The sequence below is a fragment of the Aeromonas sp. R9-2 genome (genome assembly GCF_040908025.1).
Lineage (GTDB): Bacteria > Pseudomonadota > Gammaproteobacteria > Enterobacterales > Aeromonadaceae > Aeromonas > Aeromonas veronii.
In genome coordinates, this window is sequence record NZ_JBFOCX010000002.1 from 48,309 (window position 1) to 70,827 (window position 22,519).

Here is a 22,519-nt window from a genome sequence, read left to right on the forward strand (position 1 = left end):
TTTTCCACGTTTTTATACGTTGGAGGGGGCCGCTCTTATGCGGCAGCCTCTTCTTTGGCGGTTTGGGTCGCTTGCTCGGTGGTGACGACACGGTTGCCCGGGACGCAGGGAGCCAGCACTTTGACATACAGAGCGGTACCAATCTGGGCGCCAACGATGGGGCCAAGGATCGGAACCCAGAAGTAGGGGTTGTCACGACCACCGGTCAGGGCAACATCACCCCAGCCAGCAAAGAACGCGAACAGTTTCGGACCAAAGTCACGAGCCGGGTTCATGGCAAAACCGGTTAACGGGCCAAGGGAGGCGCCGATCACCGCGATCAGGATACCGATCAGCAGAGCGGCCGCGAAACCTTTGGGGGCGCCATTGTTGTTGTCACCCAGCGCCATGATGCCCAGCATCAGGACGGCGGTGATCACCAGCTCGACGGCAAAAGCTTGCATATTGGTCAGCAGGGCATTGGGGTAGGTGGAGAAGATCCCCGCGGTGCCGAGGCTTTCGACGCTGCCGCGCACCACGTTATGGGTCACTTCCCACTGGGTGAAAAGGTTACCATAAAGGAAGTAGACAAGGGCCGCGAAGCAGAAGGCACCTGCCATCTGGGCGATGATGTAGGGCACCACCTTGCGCTTGTCGAACCCGCAGAAGGTCATCAGCGCCAGGGTTACAGCCGGGTTCAGGTGGGCACCTGAAATGCCGCCGGTCACATAGATGGCAATGGCTACACCCAGACCCCAGGTAATGGAGATTTCCCACTGCCCGAAGTTGGCACCTGCCAGCACCAGTGCCGCCACACATCCGACGCCGAAAAATATCAGCAGGCCGGTTCCGATAAACTCGGCGATGCACTCGCCAAGCAGGGTATTGGGTCTTTGTATGCTCATACTTTTGTTCCTTATATCCACCCGTAGAGGTTTGATGTTCCGTTTTATCTTTTTGTGTCTATCCGTTGCTGCCGAAAACGTTTCCTTGTTGTTTTTGCGTCTTGCGCAAACGTTATGCTCGTTTGCGCTCGTTATCGGTCGTGACAGAAAATAACCCTTCCCAATAATTTCACCATCCCCCCTCCATAGGAAATGTGGACAAGATCCCACTCATTGCTAAGAAAATGTGACGTAAAGCATCTTGATAACCGCAAGTTACCACTTAGGGGGTAGCTTGCAACCCTTGCCACACAAGGGCTGGCGCTTGCTGAGTGATTTCTCATTTGGAGCTTTTATTTGTAATAAAACTGCAATATTTGAGCATGCATCACAGATTAAATGAGCGCATATGAGCACAATAGGCTCGCTTACGAATCAGTGGACTCACATGATTCGTTGGAATGGTCAGGGCATCCTCAACCGCCCATAACAACAATAAGGAAGCAGAACATGCTTAGTCTCTTCAGGCCTGCGGCGCACATCGACAGGCTCCCGGCTGACAAGGTCGACCCCTTCTACAAACGCATGCGTTGGCAGGTGTTTTTCGGGATTTTCTTCGGTTACGCCGGCTACTATCTGGTACGGAAAAACTTCAGTCTGGCGATGCCCTATCTGATCGAGCAGGGCTTCTCCCGTGGTGATCTCGGTTTTGCGCTCTCCGGGGTCTCCATCGCTTACGGTTTGTCCAAGTTCCTGATGGGGAACGTCTCTGACCGTTCCAACGCCCGTTACTTCCTCTCCGCCGGTCTGCTGCTCTCGGCTGCCATCATGTTCATGATGGGTACCATGCACTGGGCCACCTCCAGCATTGCCATCATGTTTGTGCTGTTGTTCCTGAACGGTTGGGCACAGGGCATGGGCTGGCCGCCCTGCGGTCGCACCATGGTGCACTGGTGGTCACAGAAAGAGCGCGGCGAAGTGGTTGCGGTCTGGAACGTGGCTCACAACGTGGGTGGCGGCATGATTGGCCCGCTGTTTATCCTCGGGATGGGCTGGTTCAACGACTGGCGCAGCGCCTTCTATGTGCCTGCGGCTGCGGCGGCCGCCATCGCGGTGATCGCCTTCTTCGTGATGCGTGATACCCCGCAATCGGTCGGTCTGCCTCCCATCGAGGAGTACAAGAACGACTATCCGAAGGATTACAACGAGAGCCACGAGCAGGAGTTCTCCGCCAAGGAGATCTTCGTCAAGTACGTGCTGCACAACAAACTGCTGTGGTACATCGCGATCGCCAACGCTTTCGTTTACCTCATTCGTTACGGTGTGCTGGACTGGGCGCCAACCTACCTGAAAGAGGCCAAGCACTTCACCGTCGACAACTCCTCCTGGGCTTACTTCCTCTACGAGTGGGCCGGTATTCCGGGTACCCTGCTGTGTGGCTGGATCTCTGACAAGATGTTCCAGGGCCGCCGCGCCCCGGCCGGTATCCTGTTCATGGTGCTGGTCACCCTGGCTGTGCTGGTTTACTGGTTCAACCCGGCCGGCAACCCGACCATCGACATGATGGCGCTGGTGGCAATCGGCTTCCTGATCTACGGCCCTGTCATGCTGATCGGCCTCTATGCTCTTGAGCTGGCACCGAAGAAAGCAGCCGGTACTGCGGCAGGTTTCACCGGTCTGTTCGGTTATCTGGGCGGCGCCGTGGCAGCCAACGCCATGCTGGGTTATACCGTTGACCACTTCGGTTGGGATGGCGGCTTCATGGTGCTGACCGTCTCCTGCGTGCTCTCCATCATCCTGCTGGCGATGACCCTCAAGCACGAGAACATTGCCGTTGCGGCCAAGAAAGCGGCTGCCCATAAGGCATAAAACGTGATCCTCAGCTTATTGATCCCAAAGGGGATCAGGTAAACTGCCAAAAGGCCCCGCATCTGCCGGGGCCTTTTTTTGTCTCATCATCGGAGTGCAAGCGTGAAGCAAACCCAACGACATCTGGAGATCCTGGACGTCCTGACGCGGCAGGGATTTGTCTCGACCGACGATCTGGTGACCCACTTTGACGTCAGCCCCCAGACCATTCGCCGGGATCTGAACGATCTCGCCGAACAGAACAAGATCCGGCGCCATCATGGCGGTGCCTCCCTGCATTCGAGTACCGTCAATACCGCCTATAGCGCCCGTAAAGTGATGCAACTCAAGGAGAAAGAGCGCATCGCCCGCGAGGTAGCGGCCAATATTCCTGACGGCTCATCGCTCTTTATCGACATAGGCACCACCACCGAAGCCATTGCCCGTGCCCTGCTCGATCACCGCGAGCTGCGTATCGTCACCAACAACCTCAACGTGGCCAGCATCCTGACGGCCAAGGATGACTTCACCGTCATCATTGCCGGTGGCGAGATCCGCAACCGCGATGGCGGCATCGTGGGGGAGGCGACCCGCGACTTTATCGGTCAGTTTCGCATGGACTATGGCGTCATCGGGATTTCGGGGATCGACAACGACGGCTCCCTGCTCGATTTCGACTATCACGAGGTGAAGATCGCCCAGGCCATCATCGCCCACTCCCGTCAGGTGTTCCTGGCCGCCGACCACACCAAGTTCGGTCGCAATGCCATGGTCAATCTGGGCAATCTCAGCCAGATCCACGCCCTCTTTACCGATCAGGAGCCACCGGAAAAGCTGGCGCGATTGATGGCGCAACACCAGATCGCCTGCCACATCTGCTGACGGCGAAACACGCCCTGGCTGTGCCGGTCGCCCATCAGGGCGGCCTCCTTTCTTTTTTTGTCTCCCATTCCTGCACTCATCTCACCCCTTTATGGGTATTGCCAAAACCACTATTCAATCTGGTTTTTTTGGTTATTAACCCGCCGATGTTGGCCCGATGCCATTTGCTCCGCTGACCTGTCCCCTTTGCCACCTCTGGCGGGCTGTGGCGATCACACTTTCGCCATAAAATGTTCGTTTGTTGTATTTTCATGTTCTAAAATGAGCGAAATCAAACATTGCTGTTATAGCAATCATAAAAATGAAAGTAGGTGAACATGAGCGAACATTATGATCTGGTCGTCGTCGGTGGCGGCATCAACGGGGTCGGCATCGCAGCCGATGCGGCAGGACGGGGTCTGAAGGTTGCCCTGTTTGAGGCGCAAGATCTCGCCTCTGCCACCTCGTCCAACTCCAGCAAGCTGATCCACGGCGGTTTGCGCTATCTCGAGCATTACGAATTCCGGCTGGTGAAAGAGGCATTGGCGGAGCGGGAGGTGCTGCTCAGTATGGCGCCTCACATCGCCCGTCCCATGCGTTTTCGCCTGCCGCACCGCCCGCACCTGCGTCCGGCCTGGATGATCCGCGCCGGTCTGTTCCTCTATGACAATCTGGCCAAGCGCGACAAGCTCAAGGGGAGCTGCGGCGTGCGCTTTCTGCCGCAAGATGGCTTGACCGCAGGGATCAACAAGGGGTTTGAATATTCCGATGCCTGGGTCGACGATGCCCGGCTGGTGGTACTCAACGCCATGATGGCCCGTGACAAGGGGGCCGACGTCCAGACCCGCACTCGCTGCATCAAGGCGGTGCGCGGTTCCAAACACTGGACGCTCACTTTGGAGCGGGAAGGGGGCGAGCAGTTCACCGTCACCTGCCGTGGTCTGGTCAATGCGGCGGGCCCCTGGGTCAAGACCTTCTATGACGAGAGCCTGCACGAGAAATCCCCCCGCGGCATTCGCCTTATTAAAGGCAGCCACATGATAGTGCCGCGCATCCATGAGCGCGAAGAGGCTTATATCCTGCAAAACGAAGACAACCGCATCGTCTTCGTCATCCCTTATCAGCAGGGCTACTCCCTCATCGGCACCACGGATGTGGAGCACCACGGCAGCCCGCGGGAAGCGAAGATCAGCGAGGCCGAAATTACCTACCTGTGCAAGGTGGTCAACGCCCACTTCACTCGCCAAATTGCGCCGAAAGATGTGATCTGGACTTACGCTGGGGTACGCCCGCTCTGTGATGACGAGTCAGACTCGCCGCAGGCGGTGACCCGCGACTACACCCTCGAACTGTCTGGCGAGTCTGACGGTGCGCCGCTCTTGTCGGTGTTTGGCGGCAAGCTCACCACCTATCGTAAGCTGGCGCAGGCTGCCTGCAACAAGCTCAAGCCCTGGTTCAGCCAGATGGGGGATGACTGGACTGCGACCAGCCGTCTGCCCGGCGGCGAGTTTGACTGCTCGGTGCGCGAGCTGGCCCGCGCCTTTGCGCTGGAGTTTGACTGGCTCGATGATCGCAGCGCCCTGCGTATTGCCGAGGCCTATGGTGCCCATGCCCGTCTCTGGCTGAAAGAGGATCGCGGCATTCACTTTGGTGGTGGCCTCTACGAGTCGGAAGTGCGTTATCTCATCGAGCGGGAGTGGGCCTGTTCACTGGACGATATCCTCTGGCGCCGCAGCAAGCTGGGGCTGCGCCTGAACGACTCAGAGCAGCAGATGCTGCAGGTCTGGCTCGACCAATACCATCAGGCTCTGCGCAAGGCGAGCTGATGGGTGACGGTGGGCAGTGCGCTGCTGCCCACCGCTTTCCACCGTAAATATGCAACAAACCTCTGATAGAACAATTACCTACACACAATAATAAAGAGCATCACATATGAAAAAACTCGCCGTTTCTCTCATCGCCTTGAGCCTTGGGGCATCCCTCTCATTACCCGTGTTGGCTGCCGATGAAGGCAAGGTGGTGATCGCCCACCGTGGCGCTTCCGGCTACCTGCCCGAGCATACCCTGGAGTCCAAGGCGCTGGCCTATGGCATGGGGGCTGACTATCTGGAGCAGGATCTGGTGATGACCAAGGATGACCAGCTGGTGGTGATGCACGATCACTTCCTCGATGGCATCACCGATGTGGCGGCGCGCTTCCCCGGCCGTGCCCGTCCGGACGGCCGTTATTATGTGGTGGATTTCACCCTGGATGAGGTGCGTTCCCTGCGTATGACCGAGCCGTTCCAGCTGGTGGATGGCAAGCAGGTGCCGGTCTATCCGGCCCGTTTCCCGCTCTGGAAGTCAGACTTCAAGATCCACACCTTCCAGGAGGAGATAGAGATGATCCAGGGGCTCAACAAGAGCACCGGCAAGAACATCGGCATCTACCCGGAGATCAAGGCGCCCTGGCTGTTCCGTCACGAAGGCAAGGATATCTCCAAAGCAGTGCTGAAGGTGCTCAAGGAGTACGGCTACACCGGGAAGGATGACAAGGTCTATCTGCAGTGCTTCGATGCCGATGAACTCAAGCGCATCAACAGCGAACTGATGCCCGCCATGGGTATGGATCTGAAACTGGTGCAGCTGATGGCCGAGACCGACTGGAACGAGACCATGGTCTACGACGCCAAGGGCAAGGCAACCCCCTACAACTATGACTGGATGTTCAAGCCGGGGGCGATGAAAACCATCGCCAGCTATGCCGAAGGGATTGGCCCGTGGAAGCCGATGATCGTCACCGAGCCGGGCACCCTGGGCAAGCCGGTCTTCACCGGCATGGTAAAAGAAGCCCACGCGGCGGGCCTGAAAGTTCACCCCTATACTTTCCGTCAGGATGAGGGGCAGATCCCGGCCTATGCCAAGGACTTCACCGATCTCCTTAACATCTTCCTCTATCAGGCCGATGTGGATGGGGTGTTCAGCGACTTCCCCGACAAGGCGGTCGCCGTCATCAAGGCCCATCAAGAGGCGGCCAAATAGCACTCTGGCGCCATTTGAATGCAAAGCGAGGCTAATTGGCCTCGCTTTTTGTTTCAGGTTCCCGCAACGGGAGTGTGCGCCCTGTCAGAAAATAGCCAGATCACGTCATGGTGTGCCGGATCTGCATCATTTTACGCAGTTTTTACGTAGCAGATCGCTGGCATGAAATCGGCAGAGCGGTTAGTCTAGCGGCGTTGAACCAACCCCATGAGGTACAGATGAAAACCGTATTGCGTTTTAGCCTGCTGGGCGCCTTGTTGCTGGGTGGCCATGCCTTCGCCGCCGAGCCGAAAAAATTTGATATCAGCATGTTCCCAGCCGCTGACGTGAATCAGGAACGTGTGGTGATCCGCCTGCCTGAAGTCGAAAAAGAAGCCGACATGATGGTCGAGCTGCAGGTCGGCAAAAAGATGATGGTTGATTGCAACGTACCGCGTTTTGCAGGCAACCTGGAACAGCACAGCGTCAAAGGCTGGGGCTACAACTACCTGAAACTGGGCAAAGTCTCCGACCCCATCAGCACCCTGATGATGTGCCCGGATAACCAGCAGAAAGAGACCTTCGTCCAGATCTACGGTCAGGGCTTCTTCGTGAACTACAACTCAAAACTGCCGTTCGTGATTTACGTGCCGCAGGAGTATGAAGTGCGCTACCGTCTGTGGCGTGCCGACAACCTGGCCCAACCGGCCATGATTGAGTAAGCATGTTTGAACCAAAGGTTCAGCTGGTTCACCTGATGTGATAAATAAAGCGCCGTATGGCGCTTTATTTTTGCCTGCACAGTCACAAAAAGTGACGTGCAAATTGGCTGCACGTTTACATAAGTTTATTATTTATCAACGTTTTTTGTGTGTTATGCCACAAAATCGGCGTCAGCGATGGGGCAAAGTGACATCGATAAAAGATATTTATTAACATAGTGAGAAAATTGATTTTGCACTCGGCGATGGCCTGATGATACTTGCCCGCAAAGGTCAAACTAACCAGAAAAAAGAGCACTATGAGCTTCGAATCAGACAAGCGTTTCAACGACTTCAAACATTTTCCCCGTGGCCTGCGTCGCAGTGGCGAATTCACTGTGGCCGAAGCGGACAGTCTGGAAAAGTATGGTACCGCCATGCTGGCACTCTACCAGGGCAACCTTGCACCCCGTGACGATGTCGAGTCCGCCTTCGTCGAGCAGGTCAAATCCGGCGAAGCCGGTGCCAACCCCCATGCCAAGGTGTGGTTCAAATACCTCAAGGTGATCGGTCCCAAGCGCGTTCATCGCCTCTGCACCGTCGTTGGCGGCGCCAGCGAAGAGAGCAGCGGTGGCGGCAGCTTTGATGTCGGTGGTGGCAGCGGTGGTGGCAGTGACGAGTCCATCGATTAATGGATACCGAGCTGCTTCGGACCTTTATCGAGGTGAGCAAGACCCGGCACTTTGGCCGGGCTGCTGAAAATCTCTATCTGACCCAGTCGGCGGTGAGTTTCCGGATCCGCCAGCTAGAGCAGCAACTGGGTGTCAGTCTGTTTGCCCGTCATCGCAACAACATCCGCCTGACCGCCTCCGGTGAGCGTCTGCTGCCCTACGCAGACGCCATCTTGCACACCCTTGGTCGCGCCAAGCAGGATGTTGCGCTCTCGCCAGGATTCAGCCAGCAGTTGGCCATCGGCGCGCCCGCTGTGTTCTGGGAGCTCGATTTCAACGACTGGCTCAATCACATCTATGCGCTGGCGCCCGGTTTGGCGGTGCGGCTGGAAACAGCCTCCCGCGAGCACCTCTGCCGCCAGTTGCTGGAGCGCTCCCTCGATCTGGCCCTGCTCTCCGAGCCCACCAAGATCGACGAGATTGCCCTGCATCCCATCGGTGAGCTGGTGTTCGAGCTGGTGAGCCGGGATCCGGCCGCCAATGCCGACAACCTGATGCAGATGCCGCACATCCACCTCGACTGGGGCACCAGCTTCGAGCCGCAACCCAGCCGGTTGCAGAGCCTGCAAAAGACCCCGGTGCTGCACTCCAGCTCCGCCAGCATGGCGTTGCAGTTCGTGCTGGCCAACGGTGGTGCTGCCTACCTGCCACGGCGGATGGTCAGCCCCTTCCTCGAGAAGGGGGCGCTCCATCTGGTGGAGGGGGGCCAACCGCTGAGCCGTCCGCTCTATCTCGCCTATCTGGAGAAATCCGATCGCCGGGAGCTGATCGAGCAGTTGCTGACCCTGCCACTGGGTTGGCACGATGCCGAGTTGCGTCTCAACGTCGAATAAGCGTCGAGTGTTATCCAAGAAAGAGCCCACCCCACGGTGGGCTCTTCTGTTTGGGGAATATTGCAGGGAGCGAGGTCACGTAATTGGCGCGGGAGGCTTGGCGTCATCGGTCTGTAACGGTACCTTTTCAGGCTGTTTGTTTATCCGATTGAGCACTGACAGGGATGGATTGTAATTGATCGACTTTAGTCACCCCGAATGGCGGGCGCTGGCGCAGCAGTTGCTGAGCCACTCACCTATGGTGATCCGTGGCCGCCAGTGGCAACCGCTGGTGGGCCTGCTCAAGGATAACCAGCTGCTGCTCGCCCATGGCAGCCACAGCTATGAGCTCACCCCGGCCGGGCGGCGCTATCTCACCCGCGAGCTGATGCTGGCCGAGATCGCCACCGCGCCCCCCGAGCCCGAGGAGTGGTTGCATGCTCAGGGCTGGCAATTGGGGGAGCTGGTCAACGAACGGGTGCTGGCGGCGCTCTATCGCAAGTCAGAGGTGAACTTCACCCCCAACGAGCAGATTGATTTCGAGGACAAGGGGATCCGGCTCTGTGCCGATCAGCTGTTGCGCTTGCGCGCCGCCCAGCCGTTCAGCCTCTTTTTCAGCGGCGGCACCCTGATCGATGCGGCCCCCTGGTTGCAGGCGCTGGGGGAGGTGGCCCTACCCGAGCGCACCCTGGCGGGTCTTGGCAAGATCCTGTGGGGGGAGGGGAGTATCGAGCGGGTGATCACCACCGATAGCGTCGGCGCCTTTGCCGAGATGCCCCTTGATATTGGCACCTTGCTGGTGTGGGCCCCCCCATCGGCTCCTCTCGTCTTGCAGCAGGTAGTGGCCGCCTTGCCCCCCAATGTGTTGTGGAGTCATCTCACCGCCCTCGATCCTGCAGGGGTGGATCGGCTGCAGGCGTTGGCCCAGCGCTTGGGCCGTCCGGCCAGCTGGTGGCTGCCCCGTGATCTGGCCCCCATCCTCAGCGCGTATGCCCAACCTTTGACTGAGGCTAGGCCGTGGGAACCGAGCCGGATCCCCAAGCCATTGTTAGCAGTTTGTAGCGGTTTGGTTGAGTCCAATGGTGGCTTGTCGGCCGAGGTGTGCGCACTGGCGCCAGCGTGGCATGCCATTGGTTGAAATTGGTCTGAAAGCGAGCCAAAAAAGCGGTTTTCCCCCATTGAACGCGGTGATATAAAGAGTTGACGAAGCGCTCGCCAGATGAGCGCTTTTGTTTATCAAGCCGCTTTGCCACCCAACGAACTCAACGGAATACAGGGAAAACCATGTTTGAAAAGGTTGTTGCCGCCCCAGCGGATCCGATCCTGGGCCTGACCGAAGCCTTCCGCGCTGACTCTCGCAGCCACAAGATCAATCTGGGCGTAGGGATCTACAAGGACGAGTCCGGTGCCACCCCCATTCTTCACTGCGTCAAGAAAGCCGAGCAGAAGCTGCTGACCGACGAGAAGACCAAGAACTACCTCGGTATTGAAGGCAATATCGAATATGGCCGCATCGTGCAGCAACTGCTGTTCGGGCAGCACTCTGCGCTGGTTGCCAGTGGCCGTGCCAAGACCGCGCAAGCGCCGGGCGGTACCGGTGCCCTGCGTATTGCGGCCGAATTCGTGGTGCGCAACAGTCTGGCCAAGACCATCTGGATCTCCGATCCCACCTGGGCCAACCACGTCAGCGTATTCCAGGCCGCGGGCCTGACCGTCAAGTGGTACAAGTACTACGACGCCGCCACCAAGGGACTCGACTTTGCCGCCATGCAGGCTTCGCTGGCCGAAGTGCAGCCGGGTGAGCTGGTGCTGCTGCACGGTTGCTGCCACAACCCGACCGGTATCGACCCCACTAGCGATCAGTGGCGCGCGCTGGCCAAGCAGAGTGCTGCTGCCGGCTGGTTGCCGCTGTTTGACTTCGCCTATCAGGGTTTTGCCCGTGGTATCGAAGAGGATGCCGAAGGCCTGCGTATCTTCGCCGAGTGCCATGACGAACTGCTGGTGGCGAGCTCTTTCTCCAAGAACTTCGGCCTCTACAACGAGCGGGTCGGCGCCTTCACGCTGGTCAGCGCGACCAAAGAGATCGCCGACGTGGCCTTCACCCAGGTCAAGACAGTCATTCGTGCCAACTACTCCAACCCGCCGTCACACGGCGCCGCTGTGGTCACTGCCGTGGTGAGCGATCCAGCTCTCTATGCCGAGTGGGTCGAAGAAGTGGCTGCCATGCGGGTGCGCATTCGCGAGATGCGCGAATTGCTGGTAGAGAAGCTGGCTGCCCTCGGCGTGAGCCAGGATTTCAGCTTTATCCGCGAGCAGAACGGCATGTTCTCCTTCTCCGGCCTCACCAAGGATCAGGTGGAGCGCCTCAAGAGCGAATTTGCCATCTACATCGTCGGCTCAGGCCGGATCAGCGTGGCCGGTATTACCCGCGCCAACATCGATCCCCTGTGCGAGGCGATCGCCAAGGTGCTGTAATCGCATTGCCTTGCGCTCTGGTTCATGCCATGAAAAAGCCCGTCACCTTGGTGACGGGCTTTTTTGACACCAAACAAGGGTAAGGGCGGCTCAGTGGTAGCCGGCACCTTGCCACAGTTTGCGTAGTTGCAGCAGCAGCGCGGTCAGGGCACCGCCGCTCAGGGCGGTGAGTACCGCCAGCAGCAGGCTGCCGAGCAGGAAGGGGGGCACCAGGGTCGCAGCCTCCTGCTCCAGCCAGTGGAGGGTCCAGCTGAGGTGGAAAGGCTCCGGCGTCTGGTGCAGTACCAGACAACCGGTGCGATAGGCGTAGAGATACATGAACGGCAAAGTCAGCGGATTGTTGAACCAGACCGCCAGCAGTGCCAGCGGCAGGTTGAGGCTGAATGCCAGCGCCAGACCGACTGCGATAAGCGAGTGCATCGGGATGGGGAACCAGCAGGCGAAGATCCCGGCCGCCACCGCGCCACTCAGGGCGCTGGTGCCCCCTTGCCAGAGGGCTGGGGCAAGCAGTCGCTCACCAAACAGGGCAAACCACTTCTGCTGGCGCAGGGTATCGGGATCGAGCTTGAAGCGGGCAAACCAGCGACTCAGCATGGGCGGGCCATCTTGCGTTTTTGCCACTGGCGCACCGTGCTGATCCGCCAGAAGGTGCGGATCAGGGTGTAACCGATAAGGGAGCTGAGCAGGGCCAGGATCAGCGAGCCCAGCAACAGCGGCGGTGCCACTGTGCCCAGTACCGAGACCAGCCACTCCCAGGTGAATTCAATCTCGATCTGCTGCGCCGAATGTCCCAGCAACTGGCAACCTACCAGATAGGCGCCATAGAGCAGGGGCGGCATGGTAAAGGGGTTGGAGAGCCAGACCAGCGCCACCGAGAGCGGCAGATTGACCCGGCACAGGATGGCGCCACCGGCAGCCAGCAGCATCTGGCAGGGGAGCGGCACCCAGGCCATGAAGAGGCCCACCGCAAATGCCCCGGCAGCCGAGCGGCGGTTGAGGTGCCAGAGGTTGGCATCGAGCAGCAGTTTGCCGAACAGTCGCAGGTGCTTGTGTTCTTTCAGGGTTTGCTGATCGGCCATCCAGCGTTTAATGAGTCGTTTGGGCATATTGAAACCTTGCTAAATACTTGCTCCATGGATCTGCGTCTGTTGTCGTTTGCCCTGGGGGCAAGCTCCTCACTGCTCTGGCCATGGTTACCTTCACTCGCATGGGGGGGCCTGTTGCTGTCCCTGCTGATCCCCCTTGCATATTGCCGTGCCTGGCGGTGGCTGTTTCTCCTGCTCGGCATCCTCTGGATGCAGGCCAATCTTGCCTATCGGCTGGCCTGGCTGGAGCGGTTGGGCGATCAGACGAGCCACATGATAACCGCACAGCTGCAAAGTGCAGAGCCCGAGGGGGATAAATTTGTCCGGCTGCTGCTGCGGGTGAGCACCCTCGACGAGCAACCGGTGACACCTGAGCCCCTGATCCGGGTCAATGCCTATCAGGCATTACCCGCCATGACGGTAGGCAGCCGGATCACCCTGGTGACCTCGTTGAAACCGGCTCACGGTCTTGCCAACGAGGCGGGGCTGGATGGGCGGCGTCTGCTGCTGGGCAAGGGGATCACCGCCACTGGCAATCTGCGTCGGGTGATAGATATTCAACAGGCACCTGCGGGTTGGCGTGAACGCTGGTTGGGGGCCGCGACCGAGAGTTGGCGTCCGCTTGACCATGCCCCCTTGCTGGCGGCGCTCACTTTTGGCGAGCAGAGCGGCATCACGGATGCCCAGTGGGAGCTGTTTCGCGGCAGCGGCCTGACCCATATCATCGCCATCTCAGGGCAACACATCGCGCTGGTGGCGGTGCTTGGGTGGTGGCTGGGCAGGCTGTTTGGTCTGCGCGGCGCCATCATCACCTCCCTGCTGTTTGCCGCCGTCTACAGTGCGTTGGCCGGATTTGCGGTGGCCACCGAACGGGCTCTGATCATGGTGCTGGTGTGGAGTGTATTGCGCTGGAGCCGGCGAGAGTGGCCGGCCTGGCGCATCTGGCTGTGGGCCTTTGTGGTATTGACCCTCTGGGATCCCTTCGCCCTCTATTCGGCCGGCTTCTGGCTCTCGTTTCTGGCGGTGGCCATCTTGCTGCTGGTGGGATATGTCCACGACAAGCCGGTGCTCTGGCAGATCCAGCTCTGGCTGCTACTCGGTCTGCTGCCGCTGCAACTGGCGTTGTTCGAGGGGATAGCGCCCCTTGCCATGGTGATCAACCTGTTGGCTGTGCCGCTCTTTTGTATCGCCATCATCCCGCTGGCCCTGATCGGTGTGCTGCTGGCGCCGCTTTCCACCTCGCTTGCCTACGGCCTGTTCTGGCTGGCGGATTTGGGGCTCGGGTGGGTGTTGACGATCCTGAACTGGCTTTCCGATCAACTGCAACTGTGGTGGCCACTGCCCGGCTGGTGGCTGCCGCTTTGCACCCTGCTGTTGCTGCTCTGGTTCGCCGTGCAGTGGCGCCCGGCACGTTGGCTGTTGCTACCGGGTCTGTGTGCGCTGTTGTTGGCGCTCTGGCCAACGCCAGTCCGCTGGCAACTGCGGGTGCTGGATGTGGGGCAAGGGCTGGCAGTGCTGATCAGCAAGGGGGAGCGTGCCATCCTCTATGACACAGGTGATCGCTATCCCGGAGGCTACAACATGGCGGACGCGGTGATCCTGCCCCAGCTAAGCCATCTGGGGATCCGGGTCATCGATCGCCTCATCATCAGCCACAAGGATCGGGACCATGCCGGCAATCGCAAGCGACTGCTCAGCGCCATGCCGGTGCGTCACGAGTTCTCCTCTTACCCCTTCAGTGAGGGAACCACCCTGTGCCAGCGTGGGCAACAGTGGCGCTGGCAGGGGCTCTCGTTTGTGGTGCTCTGGCCCGAATACCCAGGCGGTGGGCGTAACAACGATGGCTGCGTGGTACGCATCAGCGATGGCGAGCGCAGCATATTGCTGAGCGCCGATATCGAACGGCAGGCCGAACAACGACTGGTGGCGCTGGAGGGGGAGGGGTTGGCCAGCACCTTGCTGGTGAGCCCCCATCATGGCAGTCGCACCTCCTCCACACCCTCGTTTGTCGCTGCGGTGGCGGCAAAGGATGTGATCCACAGCGCCGGTTTTATGAATCAGTGGGGCTTTCCCCGTCCCGATGTGGTGGCCCGCTATCGGGATGCCCGCCAGTGGATCACCGGTCAGCAAGGGGCGATGCTGGTCGAACCCACCGCAGCGGGCTTGAGCGTCACTGCCGAGCGAGATCTGGGTCCCTGGTACCGGCGCAGTGGCGAGTGGTGGCGACCGCGAGTGTGGTTTGAGCAATAATCGGCCATTTCTGCCGTGGAGGAATGCGATATAGGTGGCGGCGCTTGGTGTAAGCCTGCGCTTTGGCTAGAATAGCCCGTCATTTCCATTACTAACGGCTATTCATGCAACAAGAAACCTCACAAGAGAGCTGGCCAGTATTCAAACGCCTGCTCGGTTATGTCCGTGATCGCAAGCTGGGCCTGGTCGGTGGCATCATCGGGATGCTGGGCTATGCCGCCGTGGATACCACCTTTGTCTACTCCATCAAGCCGCTGATCGATCAGGGCATCAATGGCAACGACAGCACCGTTTTGAAATGGATGCCCTTCTTCGTCCTCGGCATCGTGGCCCTGCGCGGTGTCGCCAACTTTCTCTCCAACTACTGCATGGCCTGGGTTGGCAACCACGTCGTGATGCGTCTGCAACAGCAGGTGTTCAATCACATGGTGGCGATGCCGATGAGCTTCTTCGACCGTCAGAATACCGGTCATCTGCTCTCCAAGGTGACCTATGACGCCAGTCAGGTCTCCTCGGCGGCGAGCACCACGCTGGTGACCCTGGTGCGGGAAGGGGCGACCGTGGTCGGCCTGCTCGGCCTGATGTTCTGGCACTCCTGGCAGCTGTCGGTGATCTTTTTGGTGGTTGGCCCGCTGGTGGGGGTCATCATCGGCCTTATCAGCCGTCGTTTCCGCCAGATCAGCCGTCACATTCAGCAGGCGGTGGGGGATATCACCACCTCCACCGAGCAGATGCTCAAAGGGCACAAAGAGGTGCTGATGTTTGGTGGCCAGAAAGTGGAAGAGAAGCGCTTCTTCCAGGTCAGCAATAACATGCGCCAGCAGACCATGAAGATGGTCGCGGCTGATGCCATCGGCAGCCCTGTGGTGCAGATGGTGGCCTCCATCGCGCTGGCTGCCTTCCTCTATGTAGCTACCATCGACAGTGTGCGCAGCGAGCTGACTGCCGGTACGTTTACCGTCATGATCACCTCCATGATGATGCTGCTCAAGCCGCTGAAAAGCCTGACCGACGTCAACAACCAGTTCCAGCGGGCCATCACCGCCTGCCACAGCCTGTTTGGCCTGCTCGACACCGAGCCGGAGCAGGATACCGGCACCCGCACTCTGGAGCGTGCCCGCGGCGAGATCGAGTTTCGCAACGTCACCTTTACCTACCCGACTAAGGACACCCCGGCGCTGCACAACGTCAGCTTCAAGGTGGAGGCGGGTAAATCGGTGGCGCTGGTGGGCCGTTCCGGCTCTGGCAAGAGTACCATTGCCAGCCTGTTGACCCGCTTCTACGACAGCGATCAGGGCGAGATCCTGCTCGACGGCATCAACATCCGCGAATACAAGTTGAGCGAGCTGCGCAAGCAGTACGCGCTGGTCTCCCAGCATGTCCACCTGTTCAATGACTCGGTGGCCAACAACATCGCCTACGCCGCAGAAGACAAATACAGCCGCGACCAGATCGTGCAGGCCGCCCGTATCGCTCACGCCGACGAGTTCGTCAGAAAGATGAGCAACGGGTATGACACTGTGGTTGGCGAAAACGGTGCATCCCTCTCCGGTGGTCAGCGCCAGCGTGTGGCCATCGCCCGCGCTCTGCTGCGCGATGCGCCTGTTCTGCTGCTGGATGAGGCCACCTCGGCCCTCGATACCGAGTCCGAGCGCCACATTCAGGCGGCCATCGACGAGCTTTGCAAGGCGCGTACCTCACTGGTGATCGCCCACCGTCTCTCTACCATCGAGAAGGCGGACGAGATCCTGGTGATCGACGAAGGTCATATCGTCGAGCGCGGTAACCACGAAGCATTGATGGAGCAGCGTGGCACCTATGCCCAGCTGCGAGCCATTCAGTTTGGCAACGCGGGAAGCAAGGCCTGATGCTGGAACGGCTCTGGTATCGCAAAAGTGGCTGGCGCTGGTTGCTGGCCCCCTTTGCCCTGCTGTTTGCCATCATCAGCGGCACCCGCCGCTACGCCTATCGTCACGGCTGGCGCAAGGGGTATCGCGCCTCCTTGCCGGTGATCGTGGTGGGCAATATTTCGGTGGGGGGCAACGGCAAGACGCCGGTGGTGGTCTGGCTGGTGGAGCAGTTGCAAGCCCGCGGCTATCGCCCCGGGGTGGTGAGCCGTGGTTATGGTGGCAAGGCGCCCCATTACCCCTATCGTCTGGATGAAACCAGCACCACTGCGCAGGCCGGAGATGAGCCGGTGCTGATTGCCCGGCGCTGCGGCTGTCCGGTGGTGGTTGCCCCGAAACGGGCCGACGCGGTACGACTGCTGGAGAAGAGCGGTGAGGTGGATATCATCATCACCGACGACGGTCTGCAGCACTATGCGCTGGCCCGCGACATCGAGCTGGTGGTGGTGGACGGAGCGCGCCGTTTCGGCAACGCCTGCTTGCTGCCGATGGGGCCGCTGCGCGAGCCGATCACTCGACTCAAACGGGTGGACGCCATCATCTGCAACGGCAGCGAGCCGGGCAAGGGGGAGTACCCCATGCAACTGGTCGCCGACACCCCGCGCCGGGTGCGCGATGATGCGCCGCTTGTAGCCCCCTTGTCGGGGCCGGTTGATGCGCTGGCGGGGATTGGCCATCCACCCCGCTTCTTTGCCACGCTTGAAGGGCTCGGCTATCAGCTGGATCAGCAGGCCGCCTACGGCGATCATCATCCCTTTGATCGGGATGAGCTGGTGGGCCGCTTTGCCAGCAAGCCGCTACTGATGACCGAGAAGGATGCGGTCAAGTGCCGCGAGTTTGCCCTCGATAACTGGTGGTATCTGCCGGTCAGCGCCGAGTTGCCCGCCTCCCTGCTCGATGCCCTGCTGCACAAGCTGGGGGCGAAGGCAAAGGGCGCGACTAAGGCACAAGATTAATCTCTCTCGCCTGAATGGGGGAGAAGTGGACCAATAGCGGTCCCGTATGGATATCTGGTTGCTCGACATCCATCGCTGGCGTGATGAAGCCGCCAGCGCGACATCGTTGAAGGAGTATCGTTTTGGCTTTGGACATCAAGTTGCTCGACATCATCGCCTGCCCGGTCTGCAAGGGTAAGTTGCACTACAACAAAGCAGTTCATGAACTGGTCTGCCGCTTCGACAAGCTGGCCTATCCGCTGGAGGAGGGGATCCCGGTACTACTGGAGAACCGTGCCCGTCCGCTCAACAGCGATGAGCTGCCGTCATGAGTTTCGTCGTCGTCATTCCTGCCCGCTATGCGTCAACCCGGCTGCCGGGCAAGCCGCTGGCGGATATTCATGGCAAGCCCATGGTGCAGCACGTGGTGGAAAAAGCCCTGCAATCAGGTGCCGATCGAGTGATCGTCGCCACTGACGATGCCCGGGTACAGCAGGCACTGCTGAGCACCGGCGTCGAGGTGTGCATGACCTCACCGGATCACCAGTCCGGCACCGAGCGTCTGGCCGAGGTGTGCCGTCACTACGGCTTTGCCGCCGATACCATCATCGTCAATGTGCAGGGGGATGAGCCGCTCATTCCGCCCGCCATCATTCGTCAGGTAGCGGATAATCTGGCCGCCGCCACGGCGCCGATGGCGACCCTGTCGGTGCCGATCAAGGATGCCGAAGAGGCGTTCAATCCGAACGCAGTGAAAGTGGTGACTGACAAGGATGGCTACGCCCTCTACTTCAGTCGCGCCAGCATTCCCTGGGATCGGGATCGCTTTGCCAAGAGCCACGAGCAGATTGGCGATCATTACCAGCGTCATATCGGCATCTATGCCTACCGCGCCGGCTTTATCCAGCGTTATGTGGACTGGGCACCGAGCGTGCTGGAGCAGGTCGAGGCACTGGAGCAACTGCGGGTGCTCTGGTATGGGGAGAAGATCCACGTCGCCCAGGCCCTTGAAGCGCCGCCGGTCGGGGTGGATACCCAGGCCGATCTGGAGAAGGTGCTGGCCTTTTTGGCCAAGTGATGGCTACAGCACTAACGTCATGAAGAACGGTGTCGCAAGGCACCGTTTTTTGTTTTGAAAATTTATATAATTATTTGATTTTAAACGCTAAACATGGGTTTTCTCAAACTTTTGGCGTGCATGGTTTGCCAAAGCGACGAGTTTGGTTATGATGCAAGACGCCCTGTTAACCCTAACCGGGCGGCTAAAACGAGATAAAACGGGGTGTTTGGGTGATAAATGTATTCCTGGTCGATGATCATGAGCTGGTGCGTACAGGGATAAGACGCATTCTTGAAGATGTGCGCGGGATCAAGGTGGTGGGCGAAGCACAGAGCGGCGAGACCGCAGTTACGTTCTGTCGCCAACACCATCCGGACGTGATCCTGATGGACATGAACATGCCGGGTATTGGTGGTCTGGAAGCGACCCGCAAAATTCTGCGGATCCGCCCCGATGTGCGCATCATAGTGCTGACCATTCATTCAGAAAATCCGTTCCCCACCAAGGTGATGCAGGCAGGCGCCGCCGGTTACCTGACCAAGGGGGCTGCCCCTGACGAGATGATCCAGGCGATCCGGTTGGTGCACTCCGGTCAGCGTTACATCTCCCCGGAGATTGCCCAGCAGATGGCCCTCAGCCAGTTTGCCTCCGCTGACGAGAACCCCTTCAAGTCCCTCTCCGAGCGCGAGCTGCAGATCATGATGATGATCACCAAGGGGCAGAAGGTGACCGATATCTCCGAGCAGCTCAACCTGAGCCCGAAGACGGTCAACAGCTACCGCTATCGTCTGTTCAGCAAGCTGGGGATCAACGGTGACGTGGAACTGACCCATCTGGCCATTCGCTATGGCATGCTGGATGCCGATACCCTCTAATCGGGTGGCGTGTGGTCACAAAGGCGGCGCGTGCCGCCTTTTTGCTTTTCTGCCCTTTTGCTTTTCAGGCGGCGGGGGCAGTATGCTCTGCCCGTCAATTTTTGCCTTTGTGTGAGCCGAGTAGCTGATGACCCTCTCTCCCGAACCTCTCTTCGACAGCAAGGCGTTTCTGAGCGCCGTCACTCATCAGAGCGGCGTTTACCGCATGTATGACAGTGGTGGCACAGTGATCTATGTGGGCAAGGCCAAGGATCTGAAAAAGCGGCTCGCTTCCTACTTTCGCACCAACGTCGACAGCATCAAGACCCGCACTCTGGTGCGCCAGATCGCCGATATCCAGGTCACCGTTACCCACACCGAGACCGAGGCGCTGATCCTCGAGCACAACCTGATCAAGCAGTACCAACCCCGTTACAACGTGCTGCTGCGGGACGACAAATCCTACCCTTGGATCATCATCACTGCGCACCAGCATCCGCGCATCGGCGTCCATCGCGGTGCCCGCAAGATCAAAGGAGAGTACTTCGGCCCATACCCCTCTGGCGGCGCGGTGCGCGAGAGTTTGCATCTGATGCAGAAAATATTTCCGGTACGCCAGTGCGAGGATGCGGTCTATGCCAACCGCACCCGTCCCTGCCTGCTCTATCAGCTCAAGCGCTGCGCCGGCCCTTGCGTGCCCGGACTGGTGAGCGAGGCCGAATATGCCCAGCAGGTTGAGCTGGCCAAGCTGTTTCTGGCGGGCAAGAACCAGCAGGTGATTGGCGAGCTGGTGGGCAAGATGGAGTCCGCCAGCGGTGATCTGCGCTTTGAAGAGGCGGCCCGCTATCGTGATCAGATCCTGGCGCTGCGCCGGGTTACCGAACAGCAGTCGGTGAGCGGCAACGTGCTGGACGAGCTGGATGTAGTGGGGGTCGCCTTCGAGCAAGGAGCTGCCTGCATCCACGTGCTCTTTATCCGTCAGGGCAAGGTGCTCGGATCGCGCAGCTACTTCCCGAAAGTGCCGGCCGATACCCAGCTCGACGAGGTGGTGCAATCCTTCCTGCTGCAGTTCTATCTCTCGGGGCAAGGGGGGCGGCAGATCCCGAGTGAGGTGCTGCTCGATGTGGCGCTGGAGGATGAGAGCGTCATCGCCGAGACCCTGAGCCAGACCGCAGGCTACAAGGTGCGGGTGGTGAGCCGAACCCGCGCCGAGCGGGCCCGTTTTATCAAGCTCGCCTCCATCAACGCCGAGACGGCGCTGCGATCGCGGCTGGCTCACAAGAGCACCATCACCGCTCGCTACGATCAGCTGGAAGAGCTGCTGGAGCTGGAGCGCCCCATCGCCCGCATGGAGTGTTTCGATATCTCCCACACCATGGGGGAGCGCACGGTGGCTTCTTGTGTGGTGTTCAACCGGGAGGGGCCGCTCTCATCGGAATATCGTCGTTTCAACATCGACGGCATCACCGGCGGCGATGACTACGCGGCCATGGAGCAGGCGCTGGAGCGCCGCTTTGGCAAACAGCAGGAGCCGGACAAGGTGCCGGACGTGCTGTTTATCGACGGCGGCCTCGGCCAGTTGCGCCGCGCCGAAGAGATCCTGGCGCGCCAGCTGGAGTTTCTCGGCGGCAAATACCCGCTGCTGGTGGGGATTGCCAAGGGAGTCACCCGCAAGGCGGGGTTGGAAACTCTCATCATGGGGGAGAGCCACGAAGAGCTGCATTTGCCGGCAGATATGCCCGCTTTGCACCTCATTCAGCATATTCGCGATGAATCCCACCGTTTTGCCATTACCGGCCACCGGGCCAGACGGGCCAAGGCCCGCACCAGCAGCAGTCTGGAGGATATTCCGGGGGTGGGGCCAAAGCGCCGGCAGGCGCTGCTCAAATATCTGGGCGGCCTGCAGGAGGTCAAAAAGGCGAGCGTGGATGAACTGGCCAAGGTACCCGGCATCAGTCTGGAGCTGGCCCAGACCATCCACGATGGCTTGCACAGCGCCTGAGCAGGGTTAGCAGCATGGTAAAATCGCTAACTCCTTGATGCACAAGAGCCGTGACGCGGGGGGGCCGTAAATGCCATAATGGCCCTCGCATTTTGAGAAGATTGATGGATTAAAAAGACCAAGACGGGCGCCAGTGCGGTTGCATCGCAAATCGGCTTTGGCGCACTATGTAGCGACGTACAAGAAGTGGCTGAAAATAATGACAAACATACCTAACCTGTTGACGTTTTTCCGGATTTTGCTCATTCCCGTCTTCGTCATCCTGTTCTATCTGCCTTATCAATGGTCCTATCTGGCTGCCGCCATCATCTTTATTCTGGCCGCTGCCACCGACTGGTTTGATGGCTATCTGGCTCGCAAGCTCAATCAGTCCACCGCCTTTGGCGCCTTCCTTGACCCGGTTGCCGACAAGATCATGGTTGCCGCCGCACTGGTGGTTATCGTCGAGCACTACAACACCATCTGGGTGACCATCCCCGCCATGACCATGATTGGCCGCGAGATCATCATCTCCGCCCTGCGTGAGTGGATGGCCGAGCTCGGCAAACGCTCCTCGGTGGCGGTCAGCTGGATTGGCAAGTGGAAGACCATGATCCAGATGGTGTCACTCACTGGTCTGATTTGGCAATATAACGTCTGGATGGTGTGGCTCGCCTATGTGATGCTCTATGTCGCTACCGTGCTCACCTTCTGGTCGATGTTCCAGTACATGAAGGCAGCCTGGGGCGATCTGACTCACCACGCCAACCTGTGAGTCACTTGCGCCGCAAGGTGAGGTTTCCGCTGATTTGAGGCAGGAAACGGCCAAAGGCGCTAAAACTGTTCAAAAAGGGCAAAAAATGCCCGAACGATCAGGTAATTAAATATTTCTGGTTGACTGGGCGAGGAACATCGCTAGAATGCGTCCTCGTAGTCAGGCAGTCAGCCAGACCAATGCGGGAATAGCTCAGTTGGTAGAGCACGACCTTGCCAAGGTCGGGGTCGCGAGTTCGAGTCTCGTTTCCCGCTCCAAATTCAGACAAATAGAGAGCCAACTCTCTTTTGCATGGCGCGTTAGCAAAGCGGTTATGCAGCGGATTGCAAATCCGTTTAGTCCGGTTCGACTCCGGAACGTGCCTCCATATTGACAAGCCCG

20 protein-coding genes and 2 tRNA genes are annotated in these 22,519 nt (G+C 59.2%); 19 read left to right on the forward strand and 3 right to left on the reverse strand.

Going from position 1 to position 22,519, the window contains the following annotated elements; translation table 11 throughout:
- Positions 1 to 35: 35 nt before the first annotated feature.
- On the reverse strand, positions 36 to 884 hold the full coding sequence (locus AB5Y71_RS00460; RefSeq protein ID WP_005350866.1) for an MIP/aquaporin family protein: 849 nt from the start codon (positions 882 to 884) through the stop codon (positions 36 to 38).
- Positions 885 to 1,373: 489 nt separating this feature from the next.
- Here AB5Y71_RS00460 and glpT point away from each other — a divergent pair, with 489 nt between their 5' ends.
- From glpT to AB5Y71_RS00505, 9 genes are all read left to right on the forward strand, one after another.
- The gene (glpT, locus tag AB5Y71_RS00465; protein WP_005337540.1) at positions 1,374 to 2,732 is read left to right on the forward strand and encodes a glycerol-3-phosphate transporter; all 1,359 of its coding nucleotides are present in this window, start codon (positions 1,374 to 1,376) and stop codon (positions 2,730 to 2,732) included.
- 102 nt (positions 2,733 to 2,834) lie between these two features.
- On the forward strand, positions 2,835 to 3,593 hold the full coding sequence (locus AB5Y71_RS00470) for a DeoR/GlpR family transcriptional regulator (RefSeq protein ID WP_005337538.1): 759 nt from the start codon (positions 2,835 to 2,837) through the stop codon (positions 3,591 to 3,593).
- Between the two features lie 317 nt (positions 3,594 to 3,910).
- Positions 3,911 to 5,398, forward strand: coding sequence for a glycerol-3-phosphate dehydrogenase (glpD, locus tag AB5Y71_RS00475; protein ID WP_368170731.1), 1,488 nt, complete (start codon positions 3,911 to 3,913; stop codon positions 5,396 to 5,398).
- A gap of 106 nt (positions 5,399 to 5,504) precedes the next feature.
- The gene (gene glpQ / locus AB5Y71_RS00480; RefSeq protein ID WP_005337531.1) at positions 5,505 to 6,593 is read left to right on the forward strand and encodes a glycerophosphodiester phosphodiesterase; all 1,089 of its coding nucleotides are present in this window, start codon (positions 5,505 to 5,507) and stop codon (positions 6,591 to 6,593) included.
- Between the two features lie 218 nt (positions 6,594 to 6,811).
- Positions 6,812 to 7,294 carry a serine protease inhibitor ecotin gene (eco, locus tag AB5Y71_RS00485; RefSeq protein ID WP_005337529.1) on the forward strand — a complete coding sequence of 161 codons (483 nt, stop codon included), beginning with the start codon at positions 6,812 to 6,814 and terminating at the stop codon, positions 7,292 to 7,294.
- Positions 7,295 to 7,593: 299 nt separating this feature from the next.
- Positions 7,594 to 7,965, forward strand: coding sequence for a DUF413 domain-containing protein (locus AB5Y71_RS00490; protein WP_005350885.1), 372 nt, complete (start codon positions 7,594 to 7,596; stop codon positions 7,963 to 7,965).
- A complete protein-coding gene (gene hdfR, locus AB5Y71_RS00495; protein ID WP_267528388.1) occupies positions 7,965 to 8,837 on the forward strand; it encodes an HTH-type transcriptional regulator HdfR in 873 nt (290 codons plus the stop codon). Before AB5Y71_RS00490 ends, hdfR begins: the two co-directional genes overlap by 1 nt.
- A gap of 175 nt (positions 8,838 to 9,012) precedes the next feature.
- Positions 9,013 to 9,954: a hypothetical protein gene (locus tag AB5Y71_RS00500; RefSeq protein WP_368170732.1), complete on the forward strand. Its 942-nt coding sequence runs from the start codon at positions 9,013 to 9,015 to the stop codon at positions 9,952 to 9,954.
- A gap of 146 nt (positions 9,955 to 10,100) precedes the next feature.
- Entirely contained in the window at positions 10,101 to 11,291 is a 1,191-nt protein-coding gene (locus AB5Y71_RS00505) for an amino acid aminotransferase (RefSeq protein WP_263085996.1), read from the forward strand.
- Between the two features lie 90 nt (positions 11,292 to 11,381).
- On the opposite strand, the gene AB5Y71_RS00510 is transcribed toward AB5Y71_RS00505, so the two are convergent.
- Both AB5Y71_RS00510 and AB5Y71_RS00515 read right to left on the reverse strand, forming a co-directional pair.
- Complete coding sequence (locus AB5Y71_RS00510; RefSeq protein ID WP_368170767.1) at positions 11,382 to 11,885, reverse strand: DUF2062 domain-containing protein; 504 nt, start codon at positions 11,883 to 11,885, stop codon at positions 11,382 to 11,384.
- On the reverse strand, positions 11,879 to 12,397 hold the full coding sequence (locus tag AB5Y71_RS00515) for a DUF2062 domain-containing protein (RefSeq protein ID WP_368170733.1): 519 nt from the start codon (positions 12,395 to 12,397) through the stop codon (positions 11,879 to 11,881). Before AB5Y71_RS00515 ends, AB5Y71_RS00510 begins: the two co-directional genes overlap by 7 nt.
- Before the next feature lie 27 nt (positions 12,398 to 12,424).
- On the opposite strand from AB5Y71_RS00515, the gene AB5Y71_RS00520 reads away from it, so the two are divergent.
- The 10 genes from AB5Y71_RS00520 (at position 12,425) to AB5Y71_RS00565 (ending at position 22,505) form a co-directional block, all read left to right on the forward strand.
- Positions 12,425 to 14,626: a DNA internalization-related competence protein ComEC/Rec2 gene (locus tag AB5Y71_RS00520; RefSeq protein ID WP_368170734.1), complete on the forward strand. Its 2,202-nt coding sequence runs from the start codon at positions 12,425 to 12,427 to the stop codon at positions 14,624 to 14,626.
- A gap of 104 nt (positions 14,627 to 14,730) precedes the next feature.
- Positions 14,731 to 16,494: a lipid A ABC transporter ATP-binding protein/permease MsbA gene (msbA, locus tag AB5Y71_RS00525; protein ID WP_368170735.1), complete on the forward strand. Its 1,764-nt coding sequence runs from the start codon at positions 14,731 to 14,733 to the stop codon at positions 16,492 to 16,494.
- The gene (lpxK, locus tag AB5Y71_RS00530) at positions 16,494 to 17,489 is read left to right on the forward strand and encodes a tetraacyldisaccharide 4'-kinase (RefSeq protein WP_368170736.1); all 996 of its coding nucleotides are present in this window, start codon (positions 16,494 to 16,496) and stop codon (positions 17,487 to 17,489) included. Before msbA ends, lpxK begins: the two co-directional genes overlap by 1 nt.
- 122 nt (positions 17,490 to 17,611) lie before the next feature.
- Positions 17,612 to 17,800 (forward strand): Trm112 family protein, encoded by a 189-nt coding sequence (locus AB5Y71_RS00535; protein ID WP_005347033.1) that lies wholly within the window; start codon positions 17,612 to 17,614, stop codon positions 17,798 to 17,800.
- Entirely contained in the window at positions 17,797 to 18,546 is a 750-nt protein-coding gene (gene kdsB, locus AB5Y71_RS00540; protein ID WP_368170737.1) for a 3-deoxy-manno-octulosonate cytidylyltransferase, read from the forward strand. The genes AB5Y71_RS00535 and kdsB overlap by 4 nt, the downstream gene beginning before the upstream one ends.
- 212 nt (positions 18,547 to 18,758) lie before the next feature.
- Positions 18,759 to 19,403: a UvrY/SirA/GacA family response regulator transcription factor gene (uvrY, locus tag AB5Y71_RS00545; RefSeq protein WP_005337448.1), complete on the forward strand. Its 645-nt coding sequence runs from the start codon at positions 18,759 to 18,761 to the stop codon at positions 19,401 to 19,403.
- Between the two features lie 127 nt (positions 19,404 to 19,530).
- On the forward strand, positions 19,531 to 21,384 hold the full coding sequence (gene uvrC / locus AB5Y71_RS00550) for an excinuclease ABC subunit UvrC (protein ID WP_274160245.1): 1,854 nt from the start codon (positions 19,531 to 19,533) through the stop codon (positions 21,382 to 21,384).
- Positions 21,385 to 21,583: 199 nt separating this feature from the next.
- Complete coding sequence (gene pgsA, locus AB5Y71_RS00555; RefSeq protein WP_031227442.1) at positions 21,584 to 22,138, forward strand: CDP-diacylglycerol--glycerol-3-phosphate 3-phosphatidyltransferase; 555 nt, start codon at positions 21,584 to 21,586, stop codon at positions 22,136 to 22,138.
- A gap of 181 nt (positions 22,139 to 22,319) precedes the next feature.
- Positions 22,320 to 22,395 (forward strand) — tRNA-Gly (locus AB5Y71_RS00560).
- A gap of 36 nt (positions 22,396 to 22,431) precedes the next feature.
- Positions 22,432 to 22,505: transfer RNA gene (locus AB5Y71_RS00565), tRNA-Cys, on the forward strand.
- Positions 22,506 to 22,519: the final 14 nt, after the last annotated feature.

Excerpts from the sequence above, each read along its gene's own strand:
- AB5Y71_RS00460 (WP_005350866.1), bottom strand. The coding sequence starts at position 884 with ATGAGCATACAAAGACCCAATACCCTGCTTGGCGAGTGCATCGCCGAG.
- hdfR (WP_267528388.1), top strand. The coding sequence starts at position 7,965 with ATGGATACCGAGCTGCTTCGGACCTTTATCGAGGTGAGCAAGACCCGG.
- glpQ (WP_005337531.1), top strand. The coding sequence starts at position 5,505 with ATGAAAAAACTCGCCGTTTCTCTCATCGCCTTGAGCCTTGGGGCATCC.
- AB5Y71_RS00515 (WP_368170733.1), bottom strand. The coding sequence starts at position 12,397 with ATGCCCAAACGACTCATTAAACGCTGGATGGCCGATCAGCAAACCCTG.
- msbA (WP_368170735.1), top strand. The coding sequence starts at position 14,731 with ATGCAACAAGAAACCTCACAAGAGAGCTGGCCAGTATTCAAACGCCTG.
- uvrC (WP_274160245.1), top strand. The coding sequence starts at position 19,531 with ATGACCCTCTCTCCCGAACCTCTCTTCGACAGCAAGGCGTTTCTGAGC.
- AB5Y71_RS00510 (WP_368170767.1), bottom strand. The coding sequence starts at position 11,885 with ATGCTGAGTCGCTGGTTTGCCCGCTTCAAGCTCGATCCCGATACCCTG.
- eco (WP_005337529.1), top strand. The coding sequence starts at position 6,812 with ATGAAAACCGTATTGCGTTTTAGCCTGCTGGGCGCCTTGTTGCTGGGT.
- lpxK (WP_368170736.1), top strand. The coding sequence starts at position 16,494 with ATGCTGGAACGGCTCTGGTATCGCAAAAGTGGCTGGCGCTGGTTGCTG.
- AB5Y71_RS00490 (WP_005350885.1), top strand. The coding sequence starts at position 7,594 with ATGAGCTTCGAATCAGACAAGCGTTTCAACGACTTCAAACATTTTCCC.
- glpD (WP_368170731.1), top strand. The coding sequence starts at position 3,911 with ATGAGCGAACATTATGATCTGGTCGTCGTCGGTGGCGGCATCAACGGG.
- AB5Y71_RS00520 (WP_368170734.1), top strand. The coding sequence starts at position 12,425 with ATGGATCTGCGTCTGTTGTCGTTTGCCCTGGGGGCAAGCTCCTCACTG.
- kdsB (WP_368170737.1), top strand. The coding sequence starts at position 17,797 with ATGAGTTTCGTCGTCGTCATTCCTGCCCGCTATGCGTCAACCCGGCTG.
- glpT (WP_005337540.1), top strand. The coding sequence starts at position 1,374 with ATGCTTAGTCTCTTCAGGCCTGCGGCGCACATCGACAGGCTCCCGGCT.
- AB5Y71_RS00505 (WP_263085996.1), top strand. The coding sequence starts at position 10,101 with ATGTTTGAAAAGGTTGTTGCCGCCCCAGCGGATCCGATCCTGGGCCTG.
- pgsA (WP_031227442.1), top strand. The coding sequence starts at position 21,584 with ATGACAAACATACCTAACCTGTTGACGTTTTTCCGGATTTTGCTCATT.